Origin of the sequence: Streptomyces sp. RB17, from assembly GCF_009604455.1 — a bacterium.
Classification (GTDB): Bacteria; Actinomycetota; Actinomycetes; order Streptomycetales; family Streptomycetaceae; genus Streptomyces.
In genome coordinates, this window is sequence record NZ_WEGL01000010.1 from 352813 (window position 1) to 364348 (window position 11536).

Sequence of the window (11536 nt, forward strand, 5' to 3'; positions counted from 1 at the left end):
CCGGACCGGTGCAGCGTTCCCGGGCCTCCAGAGTCTTACTCCTGGTGTGAACAGCCGGCGAGGACGGGGACCGTGAGGATGGAGCAGGTTCGGGCGGGTGAGTACGACGCGTTCGTCGCGGCCCGCTGGTCGGTGTTGTTCCATCTGGCCCGACTGCTCACCGGAGGGGACCGGCACCGCGCCGAGGACCTGTTGCAGGAGTCCTTGGTCAAGCTGTGGTTCGTCTGGCCCAAGGTCGCCGACCAGGCGCCGGAGGCCTATGTGCGCAAGGTGCTGGCACGGGCCGCGGCCCGTTCGGCCCGCCGGCGCTGGTGGGGCGAGCGGCCCGTGGAGGAACTGCCCGAGGTGGCGGCGGCCGGCGATGTGGCGGCCGCGGTGGCCGAGCGCTCCCGGCTGGAGGCGGCGCTCGCGCACTTGAGTCCGCAGCAGCGGGCCGCGGTCGTGCTGCGCTACTACCAGGACCTGCCCGACCGGCAGGTCGCGGAGATTCTGGGCTGTCCGGTGGGCACCGCCCGGTCCCACGCCGCGCGCGGGGTGGCCCGGCTGCGCCGGCTGCTGGCCGACGTCATCGAGCCGGTGGGGTGAGGGGGACCGTGAAGCACGTGGACGACACCGAGCACATGGATCACTTCGAGCGGCAGCTGACGCGGCTCATGCACAGCACGCAGGAACCGGTGTGCTACGAGCCCCGGCACCGGGAGGCGCTGCACGCGGGCGTGCGCACCCGGCGCCGGGTGCGCACGGCACGCCGGGCGGCCGGTTCCGTGCTGGCGGTGGCCGGGCTCGGCCTCGGCCTGTTCCTGTGGCCGCACGGCCACACCGACGACCGGCCCACCGCCCCGCACCCCCGGCCGGCGACCAGCCCGACCCCCCTGCCGACCACCTCGCCCAGCACGTCACCGAGTTCGTCGGAGCCGCCGAGCGGGCCGCCGTCCACGACCACGACCACGGACTCCCCGACGCCGGACCAGAGCTCCGCCACCTCCAACCCACCCACCGGAAGCACGAGTTCGGTCTCCGCCGGCGGCGGCCCGCCGTCCGCCACGGCCACCGTGACCTCCGGCGGCACCGCCGCCACCCCGCCGCCCTCGGCCACGGCGAGCGACCCGGCCGACCCGTCGTACACCCCCTCGTCGGTGGTCAGCCCGACCGACTGAACCCGCACCACCCCTCCCGCCCCGCGTGCCTTCGGCATGCCCGAACAACAAGAACAAACGGGGAAGAACGTGATGAAACTCCGACCGAGCCGTCGCTCGGCCACGACGCCGGCGCCCCGCCGCGCACCCCTGCCGTCACACGCGGGCGAGCCCGTCCTGGACCTGGTCGTACCGGTGTTCAACGAGGAGAAGGACCTGGAGCCGAACGTCCGGCGGCTGCACACGCATCTGCGGGACACCTTCCCCTACCCGTTCCGGATCACCATCGCCGACAACGCGAGCACCGACGGCACCCCGCGCATCGCCGCCCGGCTCGCCGGGGAACTGTCCGGGGTGGTCGCGCTGAGGCTGCCGGTCAAGGGCCGCGGCCGGGCGCTCAGGGCAGCCTGGTCGGGCTCCCGGGCGCCCGTGCTGGCGTACCTGGACGTGGACCTGTCCACCGGGCTCGCCGCGCTGCTGCCGCTGGTCGCGCCGCTGATATCCGGCCACTCCGACCTGGCCATCGGCACCCGGCTCGCGCCCGGCGCACGGGTGGTGCGCGGCGCCAAGCGCGAGGTCATCTCCCGCTGTTACAACGTCCTGCTGCGCTGCACGCTCGCCGTCGGCTTCTCCGACGCGCAGTGCGGCTTCAAGGCGGTGCGCCGCGAGGTCGCCGAGCGACTGCTGCCGCAGGTGCGGGACGGGGAGTGGTTCTTCGACACCGAACTGCTGGTGCTGGCGGAGCGGGCGCGCCTGAGGATCCACGAGGTACCGGTGGACTGGGTCGACGATCCCGACAGCAGTGTCGACATCGTCGCCACCGCGCTGGCGGACCTGCGCGGGATCGCCCGGATGCTGCGGACACCGGCCCGCCGCGGTCGCCGTACCGGACCGGTCGCGCCATGACGGCGACGATGCCCCGGATGCGGGGGCCGGTGCAGGCCGCCTCGGGTTCCCGACTGCGGGCCGCCGCCCGCCGGCACAGCCCCGTGCTCGCGCTGTTCGGCACGCTGAAGATGACCGGTTTCCTCTCCTTCCTGTACCTGCTGTCCTCGGCCGGGGACTACCGCACCAAGGACCCGCGGTTCGGCGGCGGAGCGCACGCCTGGGACGTGCTGGCCACCTGGGACGGCTGGTGGTACCAGCAGATCGCCCTGCACGGCTACGACCCGAGGCTGGTCCCGGTTCCGGGCGCCACCGGTCTGATCACGCTGGAGGGCAACTCGGCGGCGTTCTTCCCGCTGTACCCGGCCCTGATGCGGATGGTCATGGCCGTCACCGGCCTCGGCCCGTACGGCGCCGGCCTGCTGGTGTCGATCCTCGCCTCCTTCGCCGCCGCGCTGGGCATCTACGCGATCGCGGAGCGGTTCGGCGGGCGGCGGGCCGGACTCGCCGCGGCCGGGCTGTGGGCGGTGTGGCCGGGCTCGGGCGTGGAGTGGGCGGTCTACTCCGACTCGCTCTACGTGGCCCTGGCCGCCTGGACCTGTCACGCCGTCATGGCCCGCCGCTGGCTGACCGCCGGGGTCCTCGCCTTCGCGGCCGGCCTCAACCGGCCCACGGCCGCCGCGCTGATCGCCGGGGTCGGCGTGGCCGCGCTGCTGTCGCTGCGCCGCCGCGAGAACGACAGCCTGCGTCCGCTGCTCGCGGCGGCCCTGGCCCCGCTCGGTCTGCTCGGCTATCTGCTCTGGGTCGGCGACCGCATGGGCGACCTGGGCGGCTACTTCACGCTGCAGTCGGGGGCCTGGGCGCACGAGTTCGACCACGGCAGGCAGACCCTGGAGGTGCTGACGTCCGTGCCGGTGGGCCACTTCGGCGGCTACCTGTTCGCGTACCCGTTCGCGGACGTCATCGGCGTCGGTGTGGTCCTGCTGGCCGTCGCCCTGCTCCCCCTGCTGCTGCGGCTGCGTCCGCCGGCGGTGCTGGTCGTGCACACCGTCCTCACCCTCGCCCTGGTCCTCGGCAGCCAGCAGATCTTCGCGAACGTCTCCCGCTATCTGCTGCCCTGCTTTCCGCTGTTCCTGCCGCTCGCGGTCGCGATGCGCCGGCTGGGTCCGCTCGTGCTGTGCACCCTGCTCGGCATCGCCGCGCTCGCTTCCGGCTCGTACGCGGGGTACGTCCTGTTCGAGCTGGGGGTGCCGTGATCCGGCGCCCCCAGCCCGGCGGGGAGTGGACCGCTCAGCTCAGGCCGAGGCTGGACAGGGCGGTCGTCCAGTCGGTCATGATGGCGTTCTGGGCGTCGGAGAGGCTGACGTCACCGGCGCAGACGGCCTTCTTCAGCTTGTTCTCGACGGTGTCCTTGTCCGAGGAGGTCTCGTCGCCGTAGTGCGGCTCGGGCCAGAGGTTCTCCTCGCTCCTCGGGGCGCCGCCCAGTTCGAGCGGGACGAAGTGGTCCTCCTCGTAGTCGGAGAGACTGGTGTCGGAGTAGCCGTACTCGGCGATCTGCTGCTTCTTCAGCGCGGTGGTGTACGAGCTGGGCGGCCGTACGGTCCCGGTCCAGCCGGAGACGCAGATGGTCGAGTCGATGGTGTCCTGGGTGACGTCGGGGTTGAGGGCCCCGGGCGTGCAGACCGGGTCGGGCAGGGGGAGGTAGCCCTGGCTGCAACTGGCGGCGTGGGCGGAGCCGGTGGTGAGGGTGAGGCCCGCTGCGGCGAGGGCGAGGCTGGAGAGGGTGGTCACCAGAGGGCGCGCTATTCGGGACATGTGGGGGTCTCCCGGTGCGGTGCCCGGCAGAAGTCCGGGCGGTCGTGAGCATGACAGCACCGGGATCATCTATGCGAGTAGACCTCTTTGCCCGACCGAGGGCCCCTTTGGTTGAACGTTTATTCACGCGAGAGCAGGGCGTGGCGAGGCCTTGACGCGGGCTTGACATCGGGCCCGGCGGGGAGGCGTGGAGGCGCGCCGACGACGGCGTGATCGCTCGTCAACCACCCACCATAGCCTGCGTGAACGCCCGCTGAACCAGCAACTACGCCAGACTGTCCCGCCACGCCCTGTGCAGATCCGCGAACCGTCCCGTGCCGCCGATCAGTTCGTCCGGGCGGCCGTCCTCGACGATCCGGCCGTGCTCCATCACCAGCACCCGGTCCGCGATCTCCACGGTCGACAGCCGGTGCGCGATCACCACGGCCGTACGGCCCCGCAGCACCGTCGACATCGCCCGCTGCACGGCCCGCTCGCCCGGGATGTCCAGCGAACTGGTCGCCTCGTCCAGGATCAGCACCGCCGGGTCGGCGAGCAACGCGCGGGCGAAGGCCACCAGTTGGCGCTGCCCGGCCGAGATGCGCCCGCCGCGCTTGCGGACGTCGGTGTCGTAGCCGTCGGGCAGGGCGCTGATGAACTCGTGCGCGCCGATCGCCTTGGCCGCCTGCTCGATCTCCGCACGGGAGGCGTCGGGCCGGCCGATGGCGATGTTGTCGGCGACCGTGCCGGAGAACAGGAACGCCTCCTGGGTCACCATGACCACACCGCGGCGCAGCTCCGGCACGGGCAGCTCGCGCAGATCCACACCGTCCAGCAGCACCCGGCCGCCGGAGGGGTCGTAGAAGCGGGCGAGGAGCTTGGCGAGGGTGGACTTGCCGGCGCCCGTGGAGCCGACCACGGCGACCGTCTGCCCGGCCGGCAGGGTCAGGTCGAAGCGGGGCAGCACCTCGCCGCCGGTGCGGTAGCCGAACCGGACCCGCTCGAAGACGACCTCACGGCCCGGGAAGTCCCCCTTCAGCGGGGGGAGTTCACACGGCACCGCCGGTTCCGGCACGGACGGGCGCTGTGCCAGCAGCCCGGCGACCTTCTCCAGGGAGGCGGCGGCCGACTGGTAGGAGTTCAGGAACATCCCGAGCCGGTCGATCGGGTCGTACAGCCGGCGCAGATACAGCACCGACGCCGCCAGCACACCCAGCTCCAGCGAGCCGGACGCCACCCGGTAGGCGCCCCACAGCACGATCCCCGCGACCGCCGTGTTGGCCACCAGCCGGGAGCCGACCACGTAGCGGGCCATCTCCAGCAGCGCGTCCCCGTTCGTCCGCTCGTGCCGCCGGTTGAGCACGGCGAACTCGGCGTCGTTGGCCGCCTCCCGGCGGAATGCGCGCACCGGGCGGATGCCGTTCATCGTCTCCACGAACTTCACGATCACCGCCGCGATCGCCGTCGACCGCGCCCGGTACACCCGCCCCGCACGCCGCTGGTAGATCCGCACGAGCAGATACAGCGGCACGAACGAGGCCACCGCGACCGCGCCCAGAGACAGGTCCAGCCACAACAGCATCGCCGAGATGTAGACGAAGGACAGCACGACGGTCACCAGCTCCTGCAGCCCGTCGTCGAGCAGCTCGCGCAGCGACTCGACGTCCGTGGTGGAGCGGGAGATCAGCCGTCCGGACGTGTACCGCTCGTGGAAGTCGATGCTCAGCGCCTGCGCGTGCCGGAAGATCCGGCCCCGCAGATCGAGCAGCACGTCCTGGCTGACCCGGGCGGAGGCCTGGATGAACGCGAACTGCAGCACGCCGGAGGCGAGGGCGCACAGCAGATAGCCGACGGCGACCGCGATCAGCGGACCGTGCCGGTGGTCCCGGAACGCCGGTACGGCGGTGTCGATGGCGTACGCCACCAGCAGCGGACCCAGCTGCACCGCCGCCTGCTGGAACAGCAGCAGGAGCATGGTCACCACGGCCCGGGCCTTCAGCGGTGCGAGCAGGGAGCGCAGCAGCGCGGCCGTGGCGCCGGGCGGGGCGGGCAGGACGTCCCGGTCGAAGACGTCGCCGGACTCACCGCCGTCGCCCGCGCCGTGCGGGCCGGGGAGTTCGTCGTCCTCGGCGGTGGACGTGGCGGCGGTCGTGGTGGTCAACGGGGGTCCTCCGGCTCCTCGACGTCTCCGGACATCAGATGCGCGTACTCGGTGTTGGTGCGCAGCAGTTCGTGGTGGGTGCCGACGGCGGCGATCCGGCCGCCCGAGAGCAGGGCGACCCGGTCGGCGAGCAGCACCGTCGACGGGCGGTGGGCCACGATCAGCGCGGTGGTGTCGGCGAGGACCTGCCGCAGCGCGGCCTCGACGGCGGCCTCCGTGTGCACGTCCAGGGCGGACAGCGGGTCGTCCAGCACCAGGAACCGCGGTCTGCCGACCACCGCGCGGGCCAGTGCGAGGCGCTGCCGCTGGCCGCCGGAGAGGCTGAGGCCCTGCTCGCCGACGCGGGTGTCGGTGCCCTGCGGGAGGGCGTGCGCGAAGTCGGCCTGCGCGACGGCGAGCGCGCGGTCGAGGTCCGGCTCTCCGGCGCCCTCCGGGGCGCCCATCAGGACGTTCTCGCCGACGCTCGTGGAGAACAGCGTGGGTTCCTCGAAGGCGACGGCGACCTTGGCGCGCAGTTCCTCGCGGGGCATCGCCCCGATGTCGACGCCGTCGAGGGTGATACGGCCCGAGGTGACCTCGTGCAGGCGTGGGACCAGCGCGGTGAGGGTGGTCTTCCCGCTGCCGGTGGCTCCGACGAGGGCCATGGATTCGCCGGGGCGGACGTGGAGGTCGATGCGGGTGAGCAGGGGTGGGGAGCCGGGGGGTGCGTCGGGGTAGCGGAACTGGACGTTCTCGAAACGGAGTCCGGTGTCGCCCGCGGCGCCCGCGGGAGGACGGCCCGCGACTGCGGGGTCCTCCGGCACCTCGTCCATCACCTCGAAGTACCGTTCCGTGGCCGTCGCCGCCTCCTGGCTCATCGCCAGCAGGAAGCCGATCGAGTCCACGGGCCACCGCAGCGCAAGTGCCGTGCTCAGAAAGGCGACCAGGGTGCCCGCCGACAGCCCCCCGTCGGCCACCCGGACGGCGCCCAGCACCAGCGCCGCCCCGATCGCCAGCTCGGGCAGCGTCACGATGACACCCCAGATCGTGGCGAGCAGCCGCGCCTTGCGCAGCTCCGTGCCGCGCAGGGTGAGCGCCAGCTCGCGGAACGCCCGCGCCTGGCTGCGGTGCCGGCCGAAGCCCTTGATGATGCGGATGCCGAGCACGCTCTCCTCGACCACCGTCGTCAGATCGCCGACCTGGTCCTGGGCGCGCCGCGCCACCACGGCGTACCGCCGCTCGAAGACCGCGCAGGTCCACATCACCGGGATGGCCGGCCCGAGGATGACCAGGCCCAGCACCCAGTCCTGCATCAGCATGATCACCACGCCGACCAGGATCGTGACCCCGTTGACCAGCAGGAACGTCAGCGGGAAGGCGAGGAACATGCGCAGCAGCATCAGGTCCGTCGTGCCGCGCGACAGCAGCTGGCCGGAGGCCCAGCGGTCGTGGAAGGCGACGGGCAGCCGCTGCAGACGGCCGTAGAGACCGGACCGCATCTCCGCCTCGACGTGCGACAGCGGGCGGGCCACCAGCCAGCGCCGTATGCCGAACAGGACCGCCTCGGCGATCCCGAGCAGGAGCAGGTACAGCGCCCCGAGCCACACTCCGGCCGGGTCCCGGTCGGCGACCGGCCCGTCCACGATCCACTTCAGGACGAGCGGGATCACCAGCCCGGTGCAGGAGGCGACGATCGCGACGAACGCGGCCGTGAACAGCCGCGCCCGCACGGGGCGGACGTACGGCCACAGCCGCAGCAGGGTGCGAACGGCGGAACGGTCCTCGGTGGTTGCACGTGTCGTGGGCATCACTCGCGAGCGTACGGACCGGCACTGACATCGCCCACTGAGTTTCGGCCGGAACCGGGTCCGCCGTTGGTCCTACGACCTGCGTGTTCGACCGATCGGACGGGGGTTTCGCACGAGGGGTCGTAGGCCCGGGTCAACCGATCGGACGATGCCGCTTCGAGCGGGGCGGCCGATGTGCCGGGCCCCGCCCGCCCGGGATTCTCGAGGCATGTCATCCGTCATCGAAGTCACCGATCTGCGCAAGTCGTACGGGGGCCGGGCCGTCGTCGACGGGGTCTCCTTCGCCGTCGAGGAGGGCGAGATCTTCGGGATCCTCGGCCCGAACGGCGCCGGCAAGACCACCACCGTGGAGTGCGTCGAGGGGCTGCGCGAGCCCGACGGGGGTCGGGTCCGGGTCGCCGGACTCGATCCGGTCGCCGAGCACGAGAAGGTCACCCGGGTGCTCGGCGCCCAGTTGCAGCAGAGCGAGCTGCAGCCCAAGCTCACCGTCCGCGAGGCCCTCGAGCTGTACGCCTCCTTCCATGAGAGTCCGCTCGACTGGGCGCCCCTCGCCGAGCGCCTCGGGCTCGCTCCCAAGCTCTCCACGCGGTTCGCCAAGCTGTCCGGCGGGCAGCGCCAGCGCCTGTTCATCGCGCTGGCGCTGATCGGCGATCCCAGGGTCGTGGTGCTCGACGAGCTCACCACCGGGCTGGATCCGCGGGCCCGGCGGGACACCTGGGAGCTGATCGAGGACGTCCGCGACCGCGGGGTCACCGTCCTCCTCGTGACGCACTTCATGGAGGAGGCGCAGCGGCTGTGCGACCGGATCGCGGTGATCGACAAGGGGCGGATGGCCGCCCTGGACACCCCGGCCGGGCTCATCCGCCGGTCGGCGGGCGCCACCGTCATCAGCTTCACCCCGTCGGCGCCCCTGGACGACCACGACCTCGCCGCCCTTCCCGCCCTCGCCTCGATCGAGCGCAGGGACGGCCGGTTCACGCTCTCCGGCACCGACGAGACCGTGAACGCGGTCATCACCCTGCTCGCCCGGCACCGCATCACCGCCCATCAGCTGCGCGTCGTGGACGCGACCCTCGACGACGCGTTCCTCGACCTGACCAAGGAGGAAGCGGTATGAACACCGCCGTACTGCGCACCGAGTTCCGCCTGTTCCGCCGCGAACCCGGCGCCGTGTTCTGGATCTTCCTGTTCCCGACGCTGCTCCTGGTGATCCTCGGCTCGATCCCGTCGTTCCGGGAGGCCGACAAGTCCCTCGGCGGGCTGCGGCCGGTCGACGCCTACGTGCCCATCGCCGTGCTGATCGCCCTGATCATGTCGGGGGTGCAGTCGCTGCCCCAGGTCCTGACCGGGCACCGGGAGCGGGGCATCCTGCGCCGGATGCGGCTCACCCCGGTACGGCCCTCCGCCCTGCTGTCCGCGCAGATGGTCGTCCAGGGAACGGTGGCGCTGGCCTCGGCGCTGCTCGCGCTCGTCGTCGGCCGGCTCGCCTTCGACGTGACGCTGCCCGAGCAGCCGGCCGGGTATCTGCTGGCGCTGCTGCTCGCGACCGGGTCGGCCCTCGCTCTCGGCTCCGTCGTCTCGGCGCTGTCCCGCACCACGAAGATCGCGAGCGCGATCGGCTCGGCGGTGTTCTTCCCGATGATGTTCTGCGCGGGCGTGTGGCTGCCGGTGCAGGAGATGCCGCACGCGCTGGCGCGCGTGGTGCAGCTCACCCCGTTCGGCGCGGCCGCCCGCGCCCTGAACGAGGCCGCCGCCGGACACTGGCCGGGCTGGGACCACCTGGGCGTGCTCGCGGCCTGGGCGGTGCTGCTGACGGCGGGGGCGGCCCGCTGGTTCCGCTGGGAGTGAACGGGCCGTGCCGGACACTGGTGCCATGACGAGCGCCACGCACCAGCAGCCCCGGGCCTCCTTCGACACGTGGGGGCCGTGGGCGCTGCTGGCCGCCGGTGTCGTCGCCGCGGCGCTCTCCGCCCGCGCGGTCGGCATGGACCGGCCCGGGATGGTCGTCTCGGCCGTCCTCGTGCCCGTGGCTGCCGTGCTGCAGCTGTGCTGGGGATGGGTGAAGCGGAAGCGGCCGGGGCCGAGCCGGACCGGTGTCTGCCTCTACCTGCTGCGCTGGGCCATCGCCTTCGTACTGACCTGGGCCAACCCGTTCTTCGCCTTCTACGCCGTGACCGGCTACTACACCGCGCCCCGGGAGCTGCCGCGCCGCCTGGTGCTGCCCGGTCTCTTCCTGACCGCCGTCACCATGGCCGGCAGCGAGGTGGGCGGCTGGCCGCCGCACGGACCGGTCCTGTGGCTCGGCTTCTTCCTCGTCCTGGCCGTCAACATGGGCATGGTCAGCGTGTTCACCCGGTACGCCCAGCAGGAGCAGGAACGCGCCCGCGTCCAGGCCGAGACCATCGACGAACTGGAGCGCACCAACACGGCGTTGCAGCAGGCCCTGGACGAGAACGCCGCCCTGCACGCCCAACTCCTCCTCCAGGCGAGGGAGGCGGGCGTCGCGGACGAGCGCCGCCGGCTCGCCGCCGAGATCCACGACACCATCGCCCAGGGCCTGACCGGGATCATCGCCCAGCTCCAGGTCGTCGCCAACGCCCCCGACCTGACCACCGCCCGCACCCACCTGGAGCGTGCCTCCGCGCTCGCCCGGCACAGCCTCGGCGAGGCCCGCCGCTCGGTGCACAACCTGGCCCCGGTCGCCCTCGCCACCGACGGACTGCCGGAGGCGCTGAAGAAGACGGTCGCCGAGTGGGGCGAACGCACCGCAACCCGGGCCCAGTTCACGGTCACCGGCACCACCGAGCAGCTGCACGACGAGGTCGCGGCGACCCTGCTGCGCATCGCGCAGGAGGCCCTGTCCAACGCGGCCCGGCACGCCCGCCCGACCCGGGTCGGGGTGACCCTGTCCTTCATGGGCGACGAGGTCACGCTGGACATCCGCGACGACGGCACCGGCTTCGACCCGGCCGCCCTGCCGGAGCGCACCCACCGTGGCGGCTTCGGACTGGACGGCATGCGGGCCCGCGCCGAACGCATCGCCGGCTCCCTCACGGTCGAGTCGGAGCCGGGGCACGGCACGGCGGTGTCGGCTCGCGTACCCTTGGTCCGCGATGACCGCTGAGCCCGCCATCACCCTCCTGATCGTCGACGACCATCCCGTGGTCCGCGACGGCCTGCGCGGCATGTTCGAGTCCGCCCCGGGTTTCCGGGTGCTCGGGGAAGCGGCGGACGGTGCCGAAGCGGTGGCCCGGGCCGCGGCCCTGGACCCGGACGTCATCCTCATGGACCTGCGGATGCCGGGCGGCTCGGGCGTCGACGCGATCCGCGAGCTGAGCCGCCGCGGCGCCCGCGCGAAGGTGCTGGTGCTCACCACCTACGACACCGACTCCGACACCCTGCCCGCGATCGAGGCGGGCGCGACCGGCTACCTCCTCAAGGACGCCCCTCGCGACGAGTTGTTCACCGCCGTCCGCGCCGCTGCCGAGGGCCGTACGGTCCTCTCCCCGGCCGTCGCCTCCCGCCTGGTGCACGCGGTCCGCACGCCGCGCACCCCGGCGGGCGAGCCGCTCTCGACCCGCGAGCGCGAGGTCCTGACCCTGGTGGCCAGGGGCACGTCGAACCGCGAGATCGCCCGCGAACTCTTCATCAGCGAGGCCACGGTGAAGACCCACCTCACCCATCTGTACGCCAAGCTCGGCGTCAACGACCGGGCGGCGGCGGTGGCGGCGGGCTACGACCGGGGCATCCTCGGATAGGGCGCCTCTTTCATC

The 11536-nt window shown here is 72.8% G+C and carries 10 protein-coding genes and 1 pseudogene; 8 read left to right on the top strand and 3 right to left on the bottom strand.

Annotated elements, in window-relative coordinates; genetic code table 11:
* Positions 1-78: 78 nt before the first annotated feature.
* From SRB17_RS37775 to SRB17_RS37790, 4 genes and pseudogenes are all read left to right on the top strand, one after another.
* Positions 79-585 carry a SigE family RNA polymerase sigma factor gene (locus tag SRB17_RS37775; RefSeq protein WP_153545635.1) on the top strand — a complete coding sequence of 169 codons (507 nt, stop codon included), beginning with the start codon at positions 79-81 and terminating at the stop codon, positions 583-585.
* A gap of 17 nt (positions 586-602) precedes the next feature.
* Entirely contained in the window at positions 603-1157 is a 555-nt protein-coding gene (locus tag SRB17_RS37780; RefSeq protein WP_323377080.1) for a hypothetical protein, read from the top strand.
* 72 nt (positions 1158-1229) lie between these two features.
* Positions 1230-2009: pseudogene (locus tag SRB17_RS37785) on the top strand (dolichyl-phosphate beta-glucosyltransferase); the annotation flags it as partial.
* 29 nt (positions 2010-2038) lie between these two features.
* The gene (locus SRB17_RS37790) at positions 2039-3277 is read left to right on the top strand and encodes a glycosyltransferase family 39 protein (protein WP_153545486.1); all 1239 of its coding nucleotides are present in this window, start codon (positions 2039-2041) and stop codon (positions 3275-3277) included.
* 34 nt (positions 3278-3311) lie between these two features.
* Here the strand turns inward: SRB17_RS37790 and SRB17_RS37795 are convergent, their stop codons facing one another.
* The 3 genes from SRB17_RS37795 to SRB17_RS37805 form a co-directional block, all read right to left on the bottom strand.
* The gene (locus SRB17_RS37795; RefSeq protein ID WP_153545488.1) at positions 3312-3836 is read right to left on the bottom strand and encodes a hypothetical protein; all 525 of its coding nucleotides are present in this window, start codon (positions 3834-3836) and stop codon (positions 3312-3314) included.
* 265 nt (positions 3837-4101) lie between these two features.
* A complete protein-coding gene (locus SRB17_RS37800; protein WP_153545490.1) occupies positions 4102-5976 on the bottom strand; it encodes an ABC transporter ATP-binding protein in 1875 nt (624 codons plus the stop codon).
* Complete coding sequence (locus SRB17_RS37805; RefSeq protein ID WP_153545492.1) at positions 5973-7763, bottom strand: ABC transporter ATP-binding protein; 1791 nt, start codon at positions 7761-7763, stop codon at positions 5973-5975. The genes SRB17_RS37800 and SRB17_RS37805 overlap by 4 nt, the downstream gene beginning before the upstream one ends.
* A 208-nt stretch (positions 7764-7971) precedes the next feature.
* Between SRB17_RS37805 and SRB17_RS37810 the strand changes: the two genes are divergently transcribed.
* From SRB17_RS37810 to SRB17_RS37825, 4 genes are read left to right on the top strand one after another with little or no spacing between them, the layout of a single operon-like run.
* Positions 7972-8880 (top strand): ABC transporter ATP-binding protein, encoded by a 909-nt coding sequence (locus tag SRB17_RS37810; RefSeq protein ID WP_153545494.1) that lies wholly within the window; start codon positions 7972-7974, stop codon positions 8878-8880.
* Positions 8877-9611: an ABC transporter permease gene (locus SRB17_RS37815; RefSeq protein ID WP_153545496.1), complete on the top strand. Its 735-nt coding sequence runs from the start codon at positions 8877-8879 to the stop codon at positions 9609-9611. The genes SRB17_RS37810 and SRB17_RS37815 overlap by 4 nt, the downstream gene beginning before the upstream one ends.
* Positions 9612-9636: 25 nt before the next feature.
* Positions 9637-10887, top strand: coding sequence for a sensor histidine kinase (locus SRB17_RS37820; protein WP_153545498.1), 1251 nt, complete (start codon positions 9637-9639; stop codon positions 10885-10887).
* Positions 10877-11521, top strand: a complete 645-nt coding sequence (locus SRB17_RS37825; RefSeq protein WP_153545500.1) for a response regulator — start codon at positions 10877-10879, stop codon at positions 11519-11521. The genes SRB17_RS37820 and SRB17_RS37825 overlap by 11 nt, the downstream gene beginning before the upstream one ends.
* The last annotated feature ends 15 nt before the right edge of the window (positions 11522-11536 follow it).